Source organism: Mycobacterium sp. E3339, assembly GCF_001666915.1.
Classification (GTDB): domain Bacteria; phylum Actinomycetota; class Actinomycetes; order Mycobacteriales; family Mycobacteriaceae; genus Mycobacterium.
The window spans coordinates 43133-63833 of sequence record NZ_LZIZ01000118.1; the positions used below are offsets into that span (position 1 = coordinate 43133).

The window sequence follows — 20701 nt, forward strand, 5'->3', positions numbered from 1 at the left end:
CGCCGCTCACTTGCGGATCAGCAAATCCCCGGGGTCCACCGCGTCGCGCGGCCCGGCGGTTTCCTCCGGGTAGCCGATCGCGATGGCGCCCAACGGCTCCCAGTCGGCGGGCAATTCGAGCTCGGCGCGCACCAGGTCGGCGGCGAAGATCGTCGAGCCGATCCAGCAGCTGCCCACCCCCCGCACTGCCAGCGCGACCAGCAGCGCCTGCACGGCCGCCCCGACCGCGACGGTGAACATGGTGTGCTCGGCCTCGGTGCGGGCGGCGTCGGGATAGGAGTGCGCGCCGTCGGGGACCAGCATCGGGATGACGACCTCGGGTGCGTCGTAAAGGATCTGGCCGCGCGCCACCCGGCGCTCCACCGAGTCGGCGGGCCGGCCGTCACCGGAAAGGTCGGCGCGCCACTTGTCTTTCATGCGGTCCAGCAACCGGATCCGGGCGTCGCGGGCCCGCAGCCAGACGAACCGGACTGGGCGGGTGTGGTGCGGGGCCGGGGCGGTGAGGGCCTCGGCGACGGCGGCTTCGATCAGCTCGGGCGCCACCGGCTCCGCGCTGAACCGGCGCACCGATCGGCGCAACAGCTGGGCCTGCCGCCGGCCCAGGTCGATGGCCTCGGCGGTGCCCAGCCAGAACAGGTCCTCCTCGCCGGGCCGCAGCAGCTGCCGCGCCGTCGAGCCGTCGTCGCTCACCGTGAGGCCGCGCACCACGGCCACCGGCATGGCGGTCAATTTCCCCTTCACCAGATCGGCCGCCGCCGCCACCTCGTCGGCGACCGCGATCTCGGTGACCACCAGCTCGTTGCCGTGCCGGTCGACGGACCCCGAATAGCCGTGCAGCACAGCCAGACCGGACGATCCCACCGCCGCGTCGATCTGGCCGTTGCGCCAAGCGCGGCCCATGGTGTCGGTGATGACGACGGCGACGTCGACGCCGAGCAGCCGGGCCAGCCCGGCGCGCAGGGCGGCGGCGCTGCCGTCCGGGTCGAGCGGCAGCAGCGCCAGTTCGTCGCGGCCCACGTTGGATCCGTCCACGCCCGCGGCGGCCTGGATCAGGCCGATGCGGTTCTCGGTGATCAGGGTGCGCCCCTTGCGCGCCAACACCCGCACCGCCTCGTCGTCGACCAGTTTGCGGCGGAGTTGGTCGCGCTCCTCGGCGTCCTGCGGCGCCGGCACCAGCCGGCCCTCGCACTTGGACACCACCTTGCTCGTCACCACCACGACGTCGCCGTCGCGCAGCCAGGGGGCGGCCGCGGCCAACGCCGCGCTCAGGTCGTCGCCGGGCCGGAATTCGGGCAGCCCCGCGACGGGCAGGATTTCGATCGCCGCGGCCGTGCCGTGTTCGGTCACGCCGTCACGCCCGCAAGCTCGAGCCCCGCGGCGACCATCTCGGCCGTCGCCTTGGGATCGGTCATCAACAGCGGAACGGCGGTCACCGCCACGCCGTCGATGTCGGCGTGATCGCCCTCGTGCACCAGCCAGCAATCGAGGATCCCGGTGCCGCGGCGCGCCCCGTAGTGCCGGCCGACCGCCTCCGCGGTGGATGGGACCCCGATGACCGACAGGCACGCATCTGCCATGCCGCGCAATGGCTTTCCACCGATGATCGGCGAGTAGCCGACGACCGGGGCGCGCGCCGAGCGCAGCGCGGAGCGGATTCCGGGGACGGCCAGGATGGCGCCGACGCTCACCACCGGATTGGACGGCGCCAGCAGGATGACGTCGGCGTCGGCGATGGCCGCCACCGCTTCACTTGTGGCGGAGGCCTTTTCGGCGCCGATGAAGGCGAAGCTGTGGGTGGGCACGTCGGCGCGGTAGCGCACCCACCATTCCTGGAAGTGGATGGCCCGCCGGTTGCCGTCGTCGGGATCGGTGATCACCACGTGGGTCTCGCAGCGGTCGTCGCTGGCCGGCAGCAGACGGGCGCCGGGTTGCCAGCGGTCGCACAGCGCCGTGGTGATCTGTGACAGCGGGTAGCCGGCGTTGAGCATCTGGGTGCGCACCAGGTGGGTGGCGATATCCCGGTCGCCGAGACCGAACCAGTCCGGTTGCACGCCGTAGCGCGCCAATTCCTCTTTGGCGTGCCAGGTTTCGTCGCGGTGACCCCACCCTCGCTCCGGGTCTACGCCTCCACCTAAGGTGTACATGCAGGTGTCCAAATCCGGGCAGACCCGCAGTCCATGAATCCAGGCGTCGTCGCCGATGTTGACGATGGCGTTGAGTTCGTGGTTGCTGGTTCCCGCATCCGGGTGCCGTTGCGTTTCGAACTGACCGAGCCCGAGCAGCTGTTGAACCCCCAGCAGGAAGCGGGCGCCGCCAACCCCACCGACCAGAACGGTGACCTTCACTTGGACGACAGTACTGCCCGGCGACCGTGCGGTGTCGGGGCCGTTACGCGGCCCTTAAGCATAGTTGCGGGCGGTGTGATCGACACGCCGAATGCGCAAAACAACGGAAACGCCGTAATTCGGTCACGAGATGGTATGGAAATGCGCCGTAATGCTTGACCCGGCAGGTCAACCCGTGTCTAATCACAACAGTGTCATTTCCCGGTTGGCCGGCCGGTTCCGGTGTCGCAGACCGAGATTCGATCACTTGTTCGAATTGTCTGTACACATCAGAAAAGTGGGAACCACTCACTCTCTCAATCAAACTGAGGAGGCGGACGACCGTATGTCTTACGAACATCTTCGAGGAGTCATGGCGAGCACGCCGCACACCCCCATCGCTTCGGCGCCGGCCCTGCCCGCGCGGCCGCACCTGACCGTGGTTCCTGATGCGCCAGTCGCATTCGAGCCCGAGCCGATGCCGATGCCCGTTGCGGACCAGTGGCAGGACCGGGCGCTGTGCGCTCAAACGGATCCCGAGGCCTTCTTCCCGGAGAAGGGCGGATCCACCCGCGAGGCCAAGAAGATCTGCCTGGGGTGCGAGGTGCGTCATGAGTGCCTGGAGTACGCCCTGGAGCACGACGAGCGCTTCGGCATTTGGGGCGGTCTCTCCGAGCGCGAGCGTCGGCGCCTCAAGCGCGGCATCATCTAGCGCGCCCGCGCCGCCGGAGTTTATTCGTCGTCGATCGTCGGGTCGATGACCGACGGTTCGACATCGAGGTAGATGGCCACCTGGGCCACCAAGATTTCGTGCAGTAAATCACCGAGCTCGACGGTGTCCTTGGCCCGTCGTTCAATCGGCTTGCGGAACAAGACAATTCGTGCCCGCGTGGCGTTGCCGCGGACGTCGACGCCGGCCGGGATCAATCGCGCCAGCGGGATCGGCCCGTCGGCGATCACCTCCGGCGGCCACTGCACGCTGTCGGGATCCTTGGCCGCGATGCGGGGAATCTCGTCGACCGCCACGTCCAACTCGGCCAGCCGGGCCTGCCAATGTCGTTCGATCGGTTCGTAGGCCTCGAGCACCGCCATGTCGAACCGCTCGGCCCGGCTGCGCCAGCCCGGCACCGTCGGCGGCAGCAGCGGACCGCGCACATCGCGGCCCCGCCGCGACGACCGGTGGGAGGCGAACCGGCCCGGAGACCGGCCCCTGTGCGGGGAGCTGCGCGAATCGCCCACGGGCCGATGGTAACGGTTGCACATCGGGCGCCGAGGCGTTGCGCGTGTCCGGCGCTTCCCGGACGTTTGCGCACGATAGCCTTTCGGCGTGAACGTTCCCCGTCGCTGTTGTCGGCCCGGGTGTCCGCACTACGCCGTGGCGACCTTGACGTTCGTCTACTCGGACTCGACGGCGGTGGTCGGCCCACTCGCGACCGCGCGGGAACCGCATTCGTGGGACCTGTGCGTCGGCCACGCCGGCCGGATCACCGCGCCCCGCGGATGGGATCTCGTGCGCCACGCCGGCCCGCTCTTCACCGAGCCGACCCATCCCGATGAGGACGACCTGGTCGCCCTCGCCGACGCGGTGCGCGAGGGCGCTCCCGGCGAGCGCGGCGCGGCCTACGGCGGCACCGGCGCGCCCCGCAACGGATTTGACGGCTTCGGCGATCCGCTCGTCCATCACGGCGGGTCGCAGGCCACCGCGCCCAGCAGCAGTGTGCTGGCGCCGCCCGAGCATCGTTCCGGCCGGCGCCGCGGGCATCTGCGGGTGTTGCCCGACCCCAGTGACTAGCCGTTCCGGCGTCGCGGGCAATCCCCGCGCACCACTGCGGTCCCGTGTTTCCTCCGGGCCGATAGGCTGACGGCCAAGAGGCGAAGGAACGAAGCAATTCCAAGGCGTCAGGAGGCCCCCGCATGTCTCGGCTCGCCGCGACTGTGCATCGTGTCGTCAAGGCGTACGACGTGCGAGGGCTGGTCGGCGAGGAGATCGACGAGCCTCTGGTCACCGCGTTGGGGGCGGCCTTCGCCAAGCTGATGCGCGGCGAGGGTGCCGGGCGGGTGGTGATCGGCCACGACATGCGGGACAGTTCGCCGGCGCTGGCCGAGGCGTTCGCGGCCGGGGTCCTGGGCCAGGGCCTGGACGTGGTGCGGATCGGCCTGTCCTCCACGGATCAGCTCTACTTCGCCTCGGGGTCGCTGGACTGCCCGGGCGCGATGTTCACCGCGAGCCACAACCCGGCGGCCTACAACGGCATCAAGCTGTGCCGCGCCGCCGCCAAGCCGGTCGGCGCCGAGAGCGGCCTGCGCGCGATCAGCGAGGACGTCATCGCCGGGGTCGAGCCCTACGACGGACAACCCGGAACCGTCACCGACCGCGACGTGCTCGACGACTACGGCGCGTTCCTGCGCTCGCTGGTGAACACCTCGGGGCTGCGGCCCCTGCGGGTCGCCGTGGACGCCGGCAACGGCATGGCCGGTCTCACCGCGCCCGCCGTGCTCGGCGCGATCGACTCGATCACCCTGCTGCCGTTGTACTTCGAGCTCGACGGCTCGTTTCCCAATCACGAGGCCAACCCGCTGGATCCGGCCAACCTGGTGGACCTGCAGGCCTACGTCCGCGAGACCGGCGCCGACGTCGGGCTGGCCTTCGACGGCGACGCCGACCGCTGCTTCGTCGTCGACGAACTCGGCCGCCCGGTGTCGCCGTCGACGGTCACCAGCCTGGTGGCCGCGCGGGAACTGGGCCGGGAGATCGGCGCCACCATCATCCACAACGTCATCACCTCGCGGGCGGTGCCGGAGTTGGTGACCGAGCGCGGGGGCACGCCGCTGCGCTCCCGCGTCGGGCACTCCTATATCAAGGCGATGATGGCCGACACCGGCGCCATCTTCGGCGGGGAACACTCGGCGCACTATTACTTCCGTGACTTCTGGGGCGCGGACTCCGGGATGCTGGCGGCGCTGTACGTGCTGGCCGCCCTCGGCGAGCAGGACCGGCCGTTGTCGGAGTTGACCGCCGACTACCAGCGCTACGAATCGTCCGGCGAGATCAACTTCACGGTGTCCGACGCCGCGCTGTGCACCGAGGCGGTGCTCAAGTGCTTCGGCAGCCGCATCCACTCCATAGACCATGTGGACGGGGTGACCGTAGACCTCGGCGACGGCAGCTGGTTCAACCTGCGCAGCTCCAACACCGAGCCGCTGCTGCGGCTCAACGTGGAGGCGCGCAGCACCGAGGACGTCGACGCGGTGGTCGCCGAGGTCAGCGCCGAGATCCGCGCCCAGTCCGCCCCCGCGGGGGCCGCGACGTGAACGCCGTGCGGGCGATCGATCTCGAGGACACCGAGGGCCTGCTCGCCGCCGACCGGGACGGCCTGCTGCGCTCGGCCTCGTCGGCCGGGGCGCAGGTGCGCGCCGTCGCCGCCGCCGTCGACGAGGGCGCGCTGGACCCGCTGCGGTCCGACGACCGGCCGCGCAGCCTGATCTGGGTCGCCGGCCGCGGGGCCGCCGAGGCCGCCGGCGCGATGGTGGCCGCGACGGTGGCCGGTGCCGCCTCCGAGCCGATCGCGCTGACCGCCGAGGTGCCGCCGTGGATCGGCCCGCTCGACGTGCTGGTGGTCGCGGGCGACGACCCCGGCGATCCCGCGCTGGTCAGCGCGGCCGCCACCGGGGTGCGCCGTGGGGCGCGCGTCGTCGTCGCCGCGCCGTACGAGGGCCCGCTGCGGGATTCCACGGCGGGGCGGGCGGCGGTGCTGGCCCCGCGGCTCCCGATCCCCGACGAGTTCGGATTGTGCCGCTACCTGGCCGCCGGCCTGGCCGTCGTGCAGGCGGTGGACCAGCGACCCAGCATCGACCTGCGGGCGCTGGCCGACGAGCTGGCCGCCGAGGCGCTGCGCAACAGCGCGGCCCGCGAGCTGTTCACCAACCCGGCCAAGACCATCGCCGCGCGCCTGGCCGGCCGGCAGGTCGCGTTGACCGGCGACTGCGCCGCCACGCTGGCGCTGGCCCGGCACGGCAGCTCGGTGCTGCTGCGGGTGGCCCATCAGGTGGTCGCCGCCAGCGGGCTGGCGGACGCCGTCGTCGCGCTGCGCGCCGGGGGGCCCGGCGGCCTGCCGGATCCCGCCGACGCGATCTTCCACGACGAACAGATCGACGGGCCGCTGCCCCAGCGGCTGCTGGTGCTGGCGCTCACCCTGTCCGCCGAACAGACGGTGGTGGCCGCCCGGACGGCCGGGCTCGACGACGTGTACCTGCTCGCCGCCGAGGACGTGCCCGACGGACCCGGCGGCTCGGCCGGCTCGACGGTTGCGCCGAAGTTGGGCGGTGCCATCAGCGCCGAGCAGCAACTGGCAGTATTAGCCGTTCGACTGGAGATGGCCGCGGTTTACGCGCGCCTGGCGCGGGGATAGATAGAACAGTGGAACTGCTTCGCGGGGCGTTGCGTACTTACGCCTGGGGATCGCGTACCGCCATAGCCGAATTCACCGGGCGTTCGGTACCGGCCGCCCATCCCGAGGCCGAGCTCTGGTTCGGCGCCCACCCCGGCGACCCGGCCTGGCTGGAAACCGACGCGGGCGAGATATCTTTGCTCGACGCCCTGGTCGCCGACCCGGAGGGCCAGCTCGGTCCCGGCGCGCGGGCCCGGTTCGGTGACGTGCTGCCGTTCCTGGTCAAGGTGCTCGCGGCCGACGAGCCGCTGTCGCTGCAGGCCCACCCGAGCGCGGCGCAGGCCGCCGAGGGCTACCTGCGGGAGGAGCGGCTGGGCATCCCGCTGACCTCCCCGGTGCGCAACTACCGCGACACGTCGCACAAACCCGAACTGCTGGTGGCGCTGCAGCCGTTCGAGGCGCTCGCCGGATTCCGCCAGGCCTCGCGCACCATCGCGCTGCTGCGGGCGCTGGCCGTCTCCGACCTCGACCCGTTCATCGACCTGCTCAACGACCAATCCGACGCCGACGGCCTGCGCGCGCTGTTCACCACCTGGATCACCGCGCCGCAGCCCGACATCGACGTGCTGGTGCCCGCCGTGCTGGACGGCGCCATCCAGTACATCAGCTCCGGGGCAACGGAATTCGCCGGCGAGGTGAAGACGGTGCTGGAGCTGGGGGAGCGCTACCCCGGCGACGCCGGCGTGCTGGCGGCGCTGCTGCTGAACCGCATCACGCTGGCCCCGGGCGAGGCGATCTTCGTGTCGGCGGGCAGCCTGCACACCTACCTGCGCGGCTTCGCGCTGGAGGTGATGGCCAACTCGGACAACGTGTTACGCGGCGGCCTGACCCCCAAGCACGTCGACGTCCCCGAGCTGTTGCGGGTGCTGAACTTCACGCCCACCACCGAGGAACAGGTGCGGGCCCCGATGCGCCGCGAGGGCTTCGGCCTGATCTACGAGACCCCGGCCGACGAGTTCGCCGTCGCGCTGCTGGAGCTCGACGGTGAGTATCTGGGTCACGAGGTCGACGCGTCGTGCAGCCACGAGGGCCCGCAGATCCTGCTGTGCACCGAGGGCTGCACGACCGTGCACGGCAAGTCCGGATCGCTGACGCTGCAGCGGGGGATGGCCGCGTGGGTGGCGGCCGACGACGCCCCGATCCGGCTGGTCGCGCGCGAGCCCACGAAGTTGTTCAGGGCGACCGTAGGGCTGTAGGAGTGCGCCGGCGGTCGCCACGGACCGCCTGACGGCGCTCGCCCAGCCACAGCCGCATGTTGTGCGCGATGGTCCGCCCGACGATGCGCGGCGGCGGAACCATGTAAAGGCTGTCCAGCAGCGAGAACCGCCGCAAAAACCATTCCGCCAGAACGGGATCGGTCTCCGCGGCCCCCAGGAACTGGTCGAACAGCGCGCCGGACGGCCGCCACCACCACGGGGCGGGCTGCTTCGGCTCGGCGTGGTGGAAGGTGACGTCGCCGATGGCGTTCATCGTCCAGACCGGGAACGTGCTCTTGGCCGTCGCCCGGCTCAGCGCGGCGGCCACCTCGTCGTCGGGCAGCTGCAGCGCGCGGCGCAGATGCCCCGCCTGCAGCGAGGTCATCGTCATGCCCTGCCCGAAGGTGGGGTTGAAGCTGGCCACGGCGTCTCCGAACGGAAGGATGCCGGCGGGTAGGCGGTCCAGCTTGTCGTAGCGCCGCCACTTGCTGGCCGGGAAGGCGTGGAATGCCGGCTCGCCGATGGGGTCGGCCTGCTTGAGCGCCGCGTTCACGTGCGCCGGCACCAGCTCCTCGGCCAGCTCCAGCATCTCGGGAAAGGTTTGCGGCGGTTTGACATTCGCCACCCCGAAGGTGGTCAGCACCCAGGTGCCGTCCTCGTAGCACAGCATGCCCAGCCCCAGCGACTTGTCGTGCGAGGCGCCGGCGACCACCACCTTCTCGGCGATCAGCCCGTCGGGGATGCGGAACTGCTGGGTGGCGTAGTAGATGCCGATGTCGAGGACTTCCTCCGTCGGGCGCTCGTAGCCCCACTGGGTCAACCACACCGGCAGCCGGGTGCCCCGGCCGGCCGCGTCGACGACGAGGTCCGCGGCAACGAATTCCGGCTCCCCGCCGCCGTCGCCCGCCGGATCCAGCAGCACCCCGGTCACCCGCTGACGCACCGGGTCGAACCGCGGTTCGGCCACCGAGCGCCGCGCGATGGTGACGTTGGCGGTGTTCTGGACCCGTTTGCGCAACTGCCACTCCAGGTGCGGGCGGCTGGGCACGTACGCGGTGAATTCGTCGCGCAGGGTGTGTCCGGTCCCGAGCACGTGCCCGGCGGCGCCGAGGTGGATGCAATCCGGCCGGTTCTCCAGCATGGGCACGCCGGCGGCGACCATGTCTTCCAGCAGGCCGGGGAACAGGCTCTCGAACTCCATTGCGCCACGGGCCATCAGCATGTGCAGGTGCCGGTCCTGGGGGACCGTCGCGCGGTTCGACGGCGTGCTCGGCAGCTCGTCGCGTTCGTAGACGGTGACGCGGGCATAGGAGTCCGAGAGCACCCGCGCGGCGCACAGGCCGGCGATGCTCGCTCCGATGACCACCGCGTGGTCCCTGGTGTTTGCTTTGGTGTCCGGCATCTCGGCAGAGTACCCAGTACTGTGACGGACCAATGGGTCCCACTCGTTGGGAAAGGGCGGCGGATGGCCAATCGATGGCGCATGAAGTCGGTCGAACAATCGATCGCTGACACCGACGAGCCAGACACCCGGCTACGCAAGGAACTGACCTGGCTGGACCTGGTCGTCTTCGGGGTGGCCGTGGTGATCGGCGCCGGAATCTTCACGGTGACCGCGTCCACCACCGGCGACATCACCGGCCCGGCGATCTGGATCTCGTTCGTGATCGCGGCCGTCACCTGCGCGCTCGCGGCGCTGTGCTACGCCGAGTTCGCCTCGACCCTGCCGGTCGCCGGCAGCGCCTACACCTTCTCTTATGCCACCTTCGGCGAGTTCCTGGCCTGGATCATCGGCTGGAACCTGCTGCTGGAGCTGGCCATCGGCGCGGCGGTGGTGGCCAAGGGGTGGTCGAGCTACCTGGGCAACGTGTTCGGGTTCGCCGGCGGCACCAGCCAGTTCGGGTCGGTCAACCTGGACTGGGGCGCACTGCTGATCGTCGCCGGGGTGGCGACCCTGATCGCGCTGGGCACCAAGCTGTCGTCCAGGTTCTCCGCGGTGATCACCGGCATCAAGGTGTCGGTGGTGCTGCTGGTGGTCGTCGTCGGAGCCTTCTATATCAAGGCCTCCAACTATTCGCCGTTCATTCCCAAGCCCGAGGCCGGGCACGAGGCCTCCGGCGTCAACCAGTCGGTGCTGTCGCTGCTGACGGGGGCGCACAGCAGCCACTACGGCTGGTACGGCGTGCTGGCCGGCGCCTCGATCGTGTTCTTCGCGTTCATCGGGTTCGACATCGTCGCCACCATGGCCGAGGAGACCAAGCGGCCCCAGCGCGACGTCCCGCGGGGCATCCTGGCGTCGCTGGCGATCGTGACCGTGCTCTACGTGGCGGTGTCGGTGGTGCTGTCCGGGATGGTGTCCTACACCCAGCTCAAGACCGCGCCCGGCCACAAGCCGGCGAACCTGGCCACGGCGTTCACGGCCAACGGCATCAACTGGGCCAGCAAGATCATCGCCATCGGGGCGCTCGCCGGACTGACCACCGTGGTCATGGTTCTGATGCTCGGCCAGTGCCGCGTCCTGTTCGCGATGGCGCGCGACGGCCTGCTGCCGCGGCAGCTGGCCAAGACCGGTTCGCGCGGCACCCCGGTGCGCATCACCGTGCTCGTCGCGATCGTCGTGGCCGCGACGGCCTCGGTGTTTCCGATCGCCAAGCTCGAGGAGATGGTGAACGTGGGCACGCTGTTCGCGTTCGTCCTGGTCTCGGCCGGCGTCGTCGTGCTGCGCCGCACCCGCCCCGACCTGGAGCGCGGCTTCCGGGCGCCGTGGGTGCCGGCCCTGCCGATCGCGTCGATCTGCGCCTGCGTGTGGCTGATGCTCAACCTCACCGCGCTGACCTGGGTGCGGTTCGGCGTCTGGCTCGTGGTGGGCACCGCGATCTACGTCGGCTACGGCTACCGGCACTCCGTGCAGGGCACGCGCGACGCCGGGCATCCCGACAAGGAACCCGACCCCGACGCGACTTCCACCGCGGCGTAGGCCGACGGGCGCCGGCGGGCGCAAATCCAGCTCGTCCGGTGTGCGCGCCGGGCCTTGCGCGTGCGCTTGCGGCTTTCGCGGGTGCGTCCCGGGCGAAAAACGGGCCCGGTCAGCGACCTCACTGCACGTTCGACGCCGTGGACGCACGCTCAAACTGGTTTACAAAATAGCATTCTGTGTCTAGACACGAGACGGAAGAGTCGATATTGTCAACCTCAAGCGTGGTGTGACTCACAAGGAGGTTTGGCATATGACCACAGTCGAACGGCAGGTAAACCCGGAAGCGGCCGAGCCGCCCGTCTGGCGGGACAAGAAGCGTCGCCTCTGGCTGATGGGACTGATCGCCCCGACGGCGCTGTTCGTGATGCTGCCGGTCGTCTGGGGGCTCAACCAGCTCGGCTGGCACGCCGCCGCGCAGGCGCCGCTGTGGATCGGGCCGATCCTGGTTTACGTCCTGCTGCCGATCCTGGACCTGCGCTTCGGGCCCGACGGGCAGAACCCGCCCGACGAGGTGATGGAGCAGCTGGAGAACGACAAGTACTACCGCTACTGCACCTATATCTTCATCCCCTTCCAGTACCTCAGCGTGGTCTTCGGCGCGTACCTGTTCACCGCCTCGAACCTCAGCTGGCTGGGCTTCCCGGCTGGTTCTGACGGCCCGCTGGGCTGGGCGGGCAAGCTGGGCGTGGCGCTGTCAGTGGGCGTCCTCGGCGGTGTCGGCATCAACACCGCCCACGAAATGGGCCACAAGAAGGACGCGCTGGAGCGGTGGCTGTCCAAGATCACCCTGGCGCAGACCTGCTACGGCCACTTCTACATCGAGCACAACCGCGGCCACCACGTGCGGGTGTCGACGCCGGAAGACCCCGCGTCGGCCCGCTTCGGGGAGACCTTCTGGGAGTTCTTGCCGCGCAGCGTGTTCGGCAGCCTGCGCTCGTCGCTGCGGCTCGAGGCCCAGCGCCTGCGCCGCCAGGACAAGAACCCGTGGAACCCGGCGACGTATCTGTCCAACGACGTCCTCAACGCGTGGCTGATGTCAATCGTGTTGTGGGGCGTGCTGATCGCGGTCTTCGGCCCGGCGCTCATCCCGTTCGTGATCATCCAGGCCGTCTTCGGCTTCAGCCTGCTCGAGGCCGTCAACTATCTGGAGCACTACGGGCTGTTGCGGCAGAAGAACGCCAACGGTCGCTACGAGCGTTGCGCGCCGGTGCACAGCTGGAACTCCGACCACGTCGTCACCAACCTGTTCCTGTACCACCTGCAGCGGCACAGCGACCACCACGCCAACCCCACTCGCCGCTACCAGACGCTGCGCAGCATGGAAGGCGCGCCCAACCTGCCCAGCGGCTACGCGTCGATGATCTCCCTGACCTACGTGCCGCCGCTGTGGCGCAGGGTGATGGACCACCGGGTGCTCGAGCACTACGACGGCGACATCACCAAGGTCAACATCCACCCGCGGGTGCGCGAGCGCGTGCTGGCGCGCTACGGGGCGTCGGCATGACCGCCTACCGCTGCCCGGGCTGCGACTACACCTACGACGAGGCGAAAGGCGATCCGCGGGAAGGCTTTCCCGCGGGCACGCCCTTCGGCGACATCCCCGACGACTGGTGCTGCCCTGATTGCGCGGTGCGCGAAAAGATCGATTTCCAAGAAATAGGAGCCATCCGATGACCGATTACAAGCTCTTCATCTGCGTGCAGTGCGGGTTCGAGTACGACGAGGCCAAGGGCTGGCCCGAGGACGGCATCGCGCCCGGAACCCGTTGGGACGACATCCCCGACGACTGGAGCTGCCCGGACTGCGGCGCCGCGAAATCCGACTTCGAAATGGTGGAGATAGCCCGGTCGTGATCGGCACCGGCGCCGCGGTGAAAGCGGCTATTGTCGCGCCTGTGAAGCGGATGCCCTACCCCGAGGCGTCGCGCGTCCTGCTGCGCGACTCGGTGCTGGACGCGATGCGCGAGCTGCTGGGCAGCCGCGACTGGTCCGCCATCACGCTGTCGGACGTGGCCCGCGCCGCGGGCATCAGCCGGCAGACCATCTACAACGAATTCGGCTCGCGGCAAGGCCTGGCGCAGGGATACGCCCTGCGCCTGGCCGACCGGCTGGTCGACGCGGTCGGAGGCGCGATCGACGCCAACGTCGGCAACATCTACGAAGCGTTTCTGCAGGGTTTTCGCGCCTTCTTCGCGGAGTCGGCGGCCGACCCGCTGGTGATCTCCCTGCTGACCGGCGTCGCCAAGCCGGACCTGCTGCAGATCATCACCACCGACAGCGGTCCGATCATCACCCGGGCGTCGGAGCGGCTGAGCACCGCCTTCACCCAGAGCTGGGTGGCCACCAGCGACGAGGACGCCGGCGTGCTGGCGCGGGCGATCGTGCGGCTGGCGATGAGTTACGTGTCGATGCCGCCCGAGGCCGATCACGATGTGGCGGCGGACCTGGCGCGGCTGATGACGCCGTTCGCCGAGCGGCACGGCGTCGTCAACGTCCCCTGACGCCTCCCGGTGCCCAGGCCGCCGACTACAGTGGCGCAAGAGCGGATACCTAAGCTAAGTAATCCGCTTGGAACCCAAGCCGCAGAAGGAATGAGAACTTTTATGACGACGACCGAAAGCTCGCTGACCGCCGACGTCCGCAACGGCATCGATTTCAAGGTCGCCGACCTGTCGTTGGCGGAATACGGTCGCCGGGACATCGAGCTCTCCGAGCAGGAGATGCCGGGTCTGATGTCGCTGCGCCGCGAGTACGCCGAAGTGCAGCCGCTCAAGGGCGCGCGGATCTCGGGCTCGCTGCACATGACCGTGCAGACCGCGGTGCTCATCGAGACCCTCGTCTCGCTGGGTGCGCAGGTTCGCTGGGCGTCGTGCAACATCTTCTCCACCCAGGACCACGCCGCCGCCGCGGTGGTCGTCGGCCCCTACGGCACGCCAGAGGAGCCCAAGGGCGTCCCGGTGTTCGCCTGGAAGGGCGAGACGCTCGAGGAGTACTGGTGGGCGGCCGAGCAGATGCTGACCTGGCCCGACGAGCCGGCCAACATGATCCTCGACGACGGCGGCGACGCCACCATGCTGGTGCTGCGCGGCGCGCAGTACGAGAAGGCCGGCGTGGTGCCGCCCGCCGAGGAGGACGACCCCACCGAGTGGAAGGTCTTCCTGGAGCTGCTGCGCAACCGCTTCGAGACCGACAAGGACAAGTGGACCAAGATCTCGGAGTCCGTCAAGGGCGTCACCGAGGAGACCACCACCGGCGTGCTGCGGCTCTACCAGTTCGCCGCGGCCGGCGACCTGGCCTTCCCGGCGATCAACGTCAACGACTCGGTGACCAAGTCCAAGTTCGACAACAAGTACGGCTGCCGGCACTCCCTGATCGACGGCATCAACCGCGGCACCGACGTGCTGATCGGCGGCAAGAAGGTGCTGGTCTGCGGCTACGGCGACGTGGGCAAGGGCTGCGCCGACTCGGTCAAGGGCCAGGGCGCGCGCGTCGTCGTCACCGAGATCGACCCGATCAACGCGTTGCAGGCGCTGATGGAGGGCTACGACGTCGAGACCGTCGAGGACGCGATCGGCACCGCCGACATCGTCATCACCGCGACCGGCAACAAGGACATCATCACCCTCGAGCACATGAAGGCGATGAAGGACTACGCCGTGCTGGGCAACATCGGCCACTTCGACAACGAGATCCAGGTGGCCCAGCTGGAGCGCTCCGGCGCCACCAAGACCAACATCCGCCCGCAGGTCGACGTGTGGACGTTCCCCGACAGCGGCAAGTCGATCATCCTGCTGTCGGAGGGCCGGCTGCTGAACCTGGGCAACGCCACCGGGCACCCGTCGTTCGTGATGAGCAACAGCTTCTCCAACCAGGTGATCGCCCAGATCGAGCTGTGGACCAAGAACGACGAGTACGACAACGAGGTGTACCGGCTGCCCAAGCACCTCGACGAGAAGGTGGCCCGCATCCACGTCGAGGCGCTCGGCGGCACGCTGACCAAGCTGACCAAGGAGCAGGCCGAGTACATCGGCGTCGACGTCGACGGCCCCTACAAGGCCGACCACTACCGCTACTGAGGTAGCGCTTTCTCGCCGAACGTCACGCCAGCGTGGCGTCCGGCGTCGAGTGTCACGCCAACGTGGCGTCCGGCGGCGGGCTTAGGCTGGGCGCCGTGCTCATCGCGATCGAAGGGGTGGACGGCGCGGGCAAGCGGACGTTATCCGAGGGCCTGCGCAAAGCCTTCCAGGCGGCGGGAAAGTCCGTGGCTATCACGGCTTTTCCGCGTTACGGCCAATCGGTGACCGCCGACGTCGCGGCCGAGGCCCTGCACGGCCAGCACGGGGACCTGGCGTCGTCCGTCTACGCGATGGCGATGCTGTTCGCGCTCGACCGGGCCGGGGCCGTCGAGGACATCGAGGCGCTGCGCCGCGACCACGACGTGGTGATCCTGGATCGCTACGTCGCGTCCAACGCGGCCTACAGCGCCGCGCGCCTGCACGAGGACGCGGCCGGCGCGGCGGCCGCGTGGGTGCTCGAGCTCGAGTACCGGCGGCTGCGGCTGCCCGCGCCCGACTGGCAGGTGCTGCTCGCGGTGCCGGTGGAGCTGGCCGGGCAGCGCGCCCGCAGCCGGGCCCAGTCCGACCCCGGGCGGGCCCGCGACAGCTACGAGCGCGACGATCAACTTCAGCTGCGCACCGGCGCGGTGTACGCCGAGCTGGCCGCCGCGAACTGGGGCGGGCCCTGGCTGGTCGCCGACGCGGACGTCGATCCGGCCGAGCTGGCGGCGACTTTGACCGCCGGTTAGCACAGAATTGTCACGATTTGGCGGTATCGGGCACGAAACGCCCGTGTGGCGTGCCGGGTTTGTCCCGATCTGGTGACACCATGGACTACATGAGGCAAAGGATTCTCGTCGTCGATGACGACGCTTCGCTGGCCGAGATGCTCACCATCGTGTTGCGTGGGGAGGGTTTCGACACCGCGGTCATCGGTGACGGCACCCAGGCCCTGACCGCGGTGCGCGAACTGCGCCCCGATCTGGTGTTGTTGGACCTGATGCTGCCCGGCATGAACGGCATCGACGTCTGTCGCGTGTTGCGTGCCGATTCGGGCGTGCCGATCGTCATGCTGACGGCCAAGACCGACACCGTGGACGTGGTCCTCGGCCTCGAGTCCGGCGCCGACGACTACATCATGAAGCCGTTCAAGCCCAAGGAGCTGGTGGCGCGGGTGCGGGCGCGGCTGCGGCGCAACGACGACGAGCCGGCGGAGATGCTCTCCATCGCCGACGTCGAGATCGACGTGCCGGCGCACAAGGTCACCCGCAACGGCGAGCAGATCTCGCTGACGCCGCTGGAGTTCGACCTGCTGGTCGCGTTGGCGCGCAAACCGCGGCAGGTGTTTACTCGTGATGTGCTGCTCGAACAGGTGTGGGGCTACCGGCACCCGGCGGACACCCGCCTGGTGAACGTGCACGTCCAGCGTCTGCGGGCCAAGGTTGAGAAGGACCCGGAGAATCCGACCGTGGTGCTGACCGTTCGAGGAGTGGGATACAAGGCCGGACCTCCGTGATCCGGGAGCGTCGTTGATTTGGCGCTCGCCGCGACGGACTAGGAGCCGCTGGGGGCGTTCGGGTCCCATGACCCGCGGCATGGGTGCGGTGAGTCGCGCCGTTGCCGTTGCGTGGCGCCGGTCGTTGCAGCTGCGTGTCGTCGCGCTGACGCTCGGACTGTCCCTGGCGGTGATCCTGGCGCTCGGCTTCGTGTTGACTTCTCAGGTCACCAATCGGGTGCTCGACGTGAAGGTCAGGGCCGGCATCGAGCAGATCGAGCGGGCGCGCACCACCGTCGGTGGGATCGTCAGCGGCGAGGAGACCCGCTCGCTGGACAGCAGCCTGCAGCTGGCCCGCAACACGTTGACCTCCAAGACCGACCCGGCGTCCGGCGCGGGGCTGGCCGGCGCCTTCGACGCGGTGCTGATCGTGCCGGGAGACGGGCCGCGCGCGGCCACCACGGCCGGGCCCGTCGACCAGGTGCCCAATTCCCTGCGCGGGTTCGTCAAGGCCGGGCAGGCGTCCTACCAGTACGCCACCGTGCACACCGACGGCTTCTCCGGCCCGGCGCTGATCATGGGGACGCCGGCCTCCTCACAAGTGGCCAACCTGGAGCTGTACCTGATCTTCCCGTTGAAGAACGAGCAGGCCACCATCACGCTGGTCCGCGGCACCATGATCACCGGCGGCGCCGTGCTGCTGGTGCTGCTCGCCGGGATCGCGCTGCTGGTGTCCCGCCAGGTGGTGGTCCCGGTGCGGTCGGCGTCGCGGATCGCCGAACGGTTCGCCGAAGGCCACCTGTCCGAGCGGATGCCGGTGCGCGGCGAGGACGACATGGCCCGGCTGGCGGTGTCCTTCAACGACATGGCGGAAAGCCTGTCCCGCCAGATCACCCAGCTCGAGGAGTTCGGCAACCTGCAGCGCCGGTTCACCTCCGACGTCAGCCACGAACTCCGCACGCCGCTGACCACCGTCCGGATGGCCGCCGACCTGATCTACGACCACAGCGAGGATCTCGACCCGACGTTGCGCCGGTCCACCGAGCTGATGGTCAACGAGCTGGACCGGTTCGAGTCGCTGCTCAACGACCTGCTGGAAATCTCGCGCCACGACGCCGGTGTCGCCGAGCTGTCGGTCGAGGCGGTGGACCTGCGCACCACCGTGCAGAGCGCGCTCGGCAACGTCGGCCACCTGGCCGAGGACGCCGGCATCGAGCTGCTCGTCGACCTGCCCGACGAGGAGGTGATCGCCGAGGTCGACACCCGGCGGGTGGAGCGGATCCTGCGCAACCTGATCGCCAACGCCATCGACCACGCCGAGCACAAGCCGGTGCAGATCCGGATGGGCGCCGACGAGGACACCGTCGCGGTCACCGTCCGCGACTACGGGGTGGGCCTGCGGCCCGGCGAGGAGAAGCTGGTGTTCAGCCGGTTCTGGCGGGCCGACCCGTCGCGGGTGCGCCGGTCCGGCGGCACCGGGCTCGGCCTGGCGATCAGCGTGGAGGACGCGCGCCTGCACCAGGGCCGGCTGGAGGCGTGGGGCGAGCCCGGCGAGGGCTCCTGCTTCCGGCTGACGCTCCCGCTGGTTCGCGGCCACAAGGTGACCACCAGCCCGCTGCCCATGAAGCCCATCCCGCCGACGGCCACCACGAACCCGGCGGCCCCGCCGCCGGCGAAAGAACGCTCGCGGCTGCGTGAACCGGCCGAGAGGAGCGGGTGATGCGGCGCCTGATCGGGCTGCTGCTGCTCGCGGTGCTGCTGGCGGGCTGCGCCGGCGTCCCCAGCTCGTCGGCCCCACAGGCCATCGGCACGGTCGAGCGGCCGGCGCCGTCGAACCTGCCCAAGCCGACGCCGGGCATGGATCCCGACGTGCTGCTGCGCGAATTCCTCAAGGCCACAGCCGATCCCGCGAACCGGCATCTGGCCGCACGGCAGTTCCTGACCCAGTCGGCCTCCAACTCCTGGGACGACGCCGGTAGCGCGCTGCTGATCGACCACGTGGTGTTCGTGGAAACCCGTGCCGCCGAACGGGTTTCGGCGACCATGCGGGCGGACATCCTGGGGTCGCTGTCGGACATGGGGGTGTTCGAAACGGCCGAGGGGGTGCTGCCCGACCCGGGCCCGATCGAGTTGGTGAAGACCTCCGGCGGGTGGCGGATCGACCGGCTGCCCAACGGGGTCTTCCTGGACTGGCAGCAGTTTCAGTCGACCTACAAGCGCAACACGCTGTACTTCGCCGACCCGACCGGCAAGACGGTGGTTCCGGATCCGCGCTACGTCGCGGTCGCCGACCACGATCAGCTGGCCACCGAGTTGGTCTCCAAGCTGATCGCCGGACCGCGGCCCGAGATGGCGCACACGGTCCGCAACCTGCTCGCCCCGCCGCTGCGGCTGCGCGGGCCGGTGACCCGCGCCGACGGCGGCAAGAATGGCATCGGGCGCGGCTACGGCGGCGCGCGCATCGAACTGGAGAAGCTGTCCACCACCGATCCGCACAGCCGGGCTTTGCTTGCGGCGCAAATCATTTGGACGCTGGCCCGGGCGGACATCCGGGGGCCGTATGTGATCAACGCCGACGGCGCGCCGCTGGACGACAGGTTCGCCGAGGGCTGGACCACCTCCGACGTCGCCGCCACCGACCCGGGCGTGGCCGACGGCGCGGGCGCCGGGCTGCATGCCCTGGTGAACGGGTCGCTGGTGTCGCTGGACGGCCAGCACTTCGCGAACGTGCCCGGGGCCTTCGGGCGCATGGGCGACCAGACCGGCGCGGCGCTGTCGCGCAGCGGGCGGCAGGTGGCGTCGGTCGTGACCCTGCACCGCGGCGCGCCCGACGAGGCGGCGTCGCTGTGGATCGGCGACCTCGGCGGCGAGGCGGTGCAGTCCGCCGACGGGCACGGCCTGTCGCGCCCGAGCTGGTCGCTGGACGACGCGGTCTGGGTGGTGGTGGACGGCAACAACGTGCTGCGCGCGATCCAGGAGCCGGCCTCGGGCCAACCCGCCCGCATCCCGGTCGATTCCGTCGCCGTGTCCAGCCGGTTCCCGGGCCCGATCACCGACCTGCAGCTGTCCCGCGACAGCACGCGCGCCGCGATGGTGATCGGCGGTCAGGTGATCCTGGCCAGCGTCGAGCAGACCCAGGCCGGCCAGTACGCCCTGACGTATCCGCGGCGGCTCGGCTTCGGGCTGGGGAACTCGGTGGTCTCGCTGTCCTGGCGCACGGGCGACGACATCGTGGTGACCCGCACCGACCCCAGCCACCCGGTCTCCTACGTCAACCTCGACGGGGTGAACTCGGACGCGCCCGCCCGCGGCCTGCAGATGCCCGTGCTGACGGTCGCGGCCAACCCCTCGACCGTCTACGTCGGCGCGTCCCAAGGGGTGCTGCAGTATTCGGCGGCGGCGGCCGAGGGCCAGCAGGGCTGGTCCGAGGTGCCCGGGCTGATGGTGTTCGGGGCGGCGCCGGTGCTGCCCGGCTGACCCGGGGTTGTCGGACCCGCCCGCGACACTGGCCCCCATGCTCGACCTCATCCTGCCGCTGCAGTGCGGCGGCTGCGGCGCCCCGTCGACCCGCTGGTGTGCGGCCTGCGCCCGGGAGCTGAGGGTGGCCGCCGACCAGCCGCATGTGGTGAGCCCGCGCGTCGACCCGGGGGTGCCGGTGTTCGCGCTCGGCCGCTACGCCGGCGCCCGCCGGCAGGCGATCCTGGCGCTCAAGGAGCACGGCCGCGCCGATCTGGTCGGCCCGTTGGCGGGGGCGCTGGCCACCGGCGTGCACCGGCTGCTGTCGTGGGGCATCGTCGAGACCCCGCTGACCCTGATACCGGCGCCGACGCGTCGTTCGGCGGCGCGCCGGCGCGGCGGCGACCCGGTCACGAGGCTCGCGCGCACGGCGGTGGCGGGCCACCCGGCCATCACGGTCGCCCCGGCGCTGCGGATGAGGGCGCTCGCTCGCGACTCGGTGGGGCTGGGCACGGGCGCCCGCGAGCGCAACGTCGCGGGCCGGGTGCGGCTGCGCCGCGCGCCCCCGGCCACCGAGGTCTTGATCGTCGATGACGTCGTCACCACCGGGGCGACGGCCCGCGAATCGGTGCGGATACTGCGGGCGGCGGGGGTTCGGGTCACCGCAGTGCTGACGCTCGCGGCCGCCTGAGGCTGGGCGGTCGCCAAGAGTATGTGAAGAACTCGCAACAGCTCCGCGAAATCAGTGGCA

At 70.2% G+C, this 20701-nt stretch carries 20 protein-coding genes; 16 read left to right on the forward strand and 4 right to left on the reverse strand.

Going from position 1 to position 20701, the window contains the following annotated elements:
* Window positions 1-6 precede the first annotated feature (6 nt).
* On the reverse strand, window positions 7-1347 hold the full coding sequence (locus A5702_RS10610) for a coenzyme F420-0:L-glutamate ligase (protein WP_055399113.1): 1341 nt from the start codon (window positions 1345-1347) through the stop codon (window positions 7-9).
* Window positions 1344-2345: a 2-phospho-L-lactate transferase gene (cofD, locus tag A5702_RS10615; protein ID WP_055399111.1), complete on the reverse strand. Its 1002-nt coding sequence runs from the start codon at window positions 2343-2345 to the stop codon at window positions 1344-1346. Before cofD ends, A5702_RS10610 begins: the two co-directional genes overlap by 4 nt.
* A 352-nt stretch (window positions 2346-2697) precedes the next feature.
* Here cofD and A5702_RS10620 point away from each other — a divergent pair, with 352 nt between their 5' ends.
* Complete coding sequence (locus A5702_RS10620; RefSeq protein ID WP_055399109.1) at window positions 2698-3036, forward strand: WhiB family transcriptional regulator; 339 nt, start codon at window positions 2698-2700, stop codon at window positions 3034-3036.
* Window positions 3037-3056: 20 nt separating this feature from the next.
* On the opposite strand, the gene A5702_RS10625 is transcribed toward A5702_RS10620, so the two are convergent.
* Complete coding sequence (locus tag A5702_RS10625; RefSeq protein WP_047322002.1) at window positions 3057-3479, reverse strand: metallopeptidase family protein; 423 nt, start codon at window positions 3477-3479, stop codon at window positions 3057-3059.
* A 172-nt stretch (window positions 3480-3651) separates the two neighbouring features.
* On the opposite strand from A5702_RS10625, the gene A5702_RS10630 reads away from it, so the two are divergent.
* The 4 genes from A5702_RS10630 (at window position 3652) to manA (ending at window position 7968) form a co-directional block, all read left to right on the forward strand.
* Window positions 3652-4116 carry a DUF3499 domain-containing protein gene (locus tag A5702_RS10630; protein ID WP_082459688.1) on the forward strand — a complete coding sequence of 155 codons (465 nt, stop codon included), beginning with the start codon at window positions 3652-3654 and terminating at the stop codon, window positions 4114-4116.
* Between the two features lie 122 nt (window positions 4117-4238).
* On the forward strand, window positions 4239-5636 hold the full coding sequence (locus A5702_RS10635) for a phosphomannomutase/phosphoglucomutase (RefSeq protein WP_068220485.1): 1398 nt from the start codon (window positions 4239-4241) through the stop codon (window positions 5634-5636).
* On the forward strand, window positions 5633-6733 hold the full coding sequence (locus tag A5702_RS10640) for a TobH protein (RefSeq protein ID WP_068220488.1): 1101 nt from the start codon (window positions 5633-5635) through the stop codon (window positions 6731-6733). Before A5702_RS10635 ends, A5702_RS10640 begins: the two co-directional genes overlap by 4 nt.
* A gap of 8 nt (window positions 6734-6741) precedes the next feature.
* Window positions 6742-7968: a mannose-6-phosphate isomerase, class I gene (gene manA, locus A5702_RS10645; protein ID WP_067815584.1), complete on the forward strand. Its 1227-nt coding sequence runs from the start codon at window positions 6742-6744 to the stop codon at window positions 7966-7968.
* Here the strand turns inward: manA and A5702_RS10650 are convergent.
* Window positions 7946-9334 (reverse strand): NAD(P)/FAD-dependent oxidoreductase, encoded by a 1389-nt coding sequence (locus A5702_RS10650; protein WP_197506540.1) that lies wholly within the window; start codon window positions 9332-9334, stop codon window positions 7946-7948. The genes manA and A5702_RS10650 overlap by 23 nt on opposite strands.
* 99 nt (window positions 9335-9433) lie before the next feature.
* Here A5702_RS10650 and A5702_RS10655 point away from each other — a divergent pair, with 99 nt between their 5' ends.
* The 11 genes from A5702_RS10655 to A5702_RS10705 all read left to right on the forward strand — a co-directional run bounded on the left by A5702_RS10655 (window position 9434) and on the right by A5702_RS10705 (window position 20641).
* On the forward strand, window positions 9434-10945 hold the full coding sequence (locus tag A5702_RS10655) for an APC family permease (protein WP_067815590.1): 1512 nt from the start codon (window positions 9434-9436) through the stop codon (window positions 10943-10945).
* Between the two features lie 250 nt (window positions 10946-11195).
* Window positions 11196-12449, forward strand: a complete 1254-nt coding sequence (locus tag A5702_RS10660; RefSeq protein WP_068220495.1) for an alkane 1-monooxygenase — start codon at window positions 11196-11198, stop codon at window positions 12447-12449.
* Window positions 12446-12619 (forward strand): rubredoxin, encoded by a 174-nt coding sequence (locus A5702_RS10665; RefSeq protein ID WP_067905024.1) that lies wholly within the window; start codon window positions 12446-12448, stop codon window positions 12617-12619. Before A5702_RS10660 ends, A5702_RS10665 begins: the two co-directional genes overlap by 4 nt.
* Complete coding sequence (locus A5702_RS10670; protein WP_055399090.1) at window positions 12616-12798, forward strand: rubredoxin; 183 nt, start codon at window positions 12616-12618, stop codon at window positions 12796-12798. Before A5702_RS10665 ends, A5702_RS10670 begins: the two co-directional genes overlap by 4 nt.
* Window positions 12799-12848: 50 nt before the next feature.
* Window positions 12849-13445, forward strand: coding sequence for a TetR family transcriptional regulator (locus tag A5702_RS10675; RefSeq protein ID WP_068220509.1), 597 nt, complete (start codon window positions 12849-12851; stop codon window positions 13443-13445).
* A gap of 102 nt (window positions 13446-13547) precedes the next feature.
* Window positions 13548-15020: an adenosylhomocysteinase gene (ahcY, locus tag A5702_RS10680; protein WP_055399088.1), complete on the forward strand. Its 1473-nt coding sequence runs from the start codon at window positions 13548-13550 to the stop codon at window positions 15018-15020.
* Window positions 15021-15115: 95 nt separating this feature from the next.
* A complete protein-coding gene (locus A5702_RS10685) occupies window positions 15116-15748 on the forward strand; it encodes a dTMP kinase (RefSeq protein WP_068220513.1) in 633 nt (210 codons plus the stop codon).
* An 80-nt stretch (window positions 15749-15828) separates the two neighbouring features.
* Window positions 15829-16515 carry a two-component system response regulator MtrA gene (gene mtrA / locus A5702_RS10690; protein WP_068220497.1) on the forward strand — a complete coding sequence of 229 codons (687 nt, stop codon included), beginning with the start codon at window positions 15829-15831 and terminating at the stop codon, window positions 16513-16515.
* Window positions 16516-16528: 13 nt separating this feature from the next.
* Window positions 16529-18214, forward strand: coding sequence for an MtrAB system histidine kinase MtrB (mtrB, locus tag A5702_RS10695; RefSeq protein ID WP_082459687.1), 1686 nt, complete (start codon window positions 16529-16531; stop codon window positions 18212-18214).
* Window positions 18214-19971, forward strand: coding sequence for an MtrAB system accessory lipoprotein LpqB (lpqB, locus tag A5702_RS10700; protein WP_156349391.1), 1758 nt, complete (start codon window positions 18214-18216; stop codon window positions 19969-19971). The genes mtrB and lpqB overlap by 1 nt, the downstream gene beginning before the upstream one ends.
* 37 nt (window positions 19972-20008) lie before the next feature.
* Complete coding sequence (locus tag A5702_RS10705) at window positions 20009-20641, forward strand: ComF family protein (protein ID WP_068220501.1); 633 nt, start codon at window positions 20009-20011, stop codon at window positions 20639-20641.
* Window positions 20642-20701: the final 60 nt, after the last annotated feature.

Bases quoted from the DNA above. Each gene is read 5' to 3' on its own strand.
- A5702_RS10620 (WP_055399109.1), top strand. From the start codon at position 2,698: ATGGCGAGCACGCCGCACACCCCCATCGCTTCGGCGCCGGCCCTGCCC.
- A5702_RS10635 (WP_068220485.1), top strand. From the start codon at position 4,239: ATGTCTCGGCTCGCCGCGACTGTGCATCGTGTCGTCAAGGCGTACGAC.
- A5702_RS10655 (WP_067815590.1), top strand. From the start codon at position 9,434: ATGGCCAATCGATGGCGCATGAAGTCGGTCGAACAATCGATCGCTGAC.
- A5702_RS10660 (WP_068220495.1), top strand. From the start codon at position 11,196: ATGACCACAGTCGAACGGCAGGTAAACCCGGAAGCGGCCGAGCCGCCC.
- A5702_RS10665 (WP_067905024.1), top strand. From the start codon at position 12,446: ATGACCGCCTACCGCTGCCCGGGCTGCGACTACACCTACGACGAGGCG.
- A5702_RS10670 (WP_055399090.1), top strand. From the start codon at position 12,616: ATGACCGATTACAAGCTCTTCATCTGCGTGCAGTGCGGGTTCGAGTAC.
- A5702_RS10675 (WP_068220509.1), top strand. From the start codon at position 12,849: ATGCCCTACCCCGAGGCGTCGCGCGTCCTGCTGCGCGACTCGGTGCTG.
- ahcY (WP_055399088.1), top strand. From the start codon at position 13,548: ATGACGACGACCGAAAGCTCGCTGACCGCCGACGTCCGCAACGGCATC.
- mtrA (WP_068220497.1), top strand. From the start codon at position 15,829: ATGGACTACATGAGGCAAAGGATTCTCGTCGTCGATGACGACGCTTCG.
- lpqB (WP_156349391.1), top strand. From the start codon at position 18,214: ATGCGGCGCCTGATCGGGCTGCTGCTGCTCGCGGTGCTGCTGGCGGGC.
- A5702_RS10705 (WP_068220501.1), top strand. From the start codon at position 20,009: ATGCTCGACCTCATCCTGCCGCTGCAGTGCGGCGGCTGCGGCGCCCCG.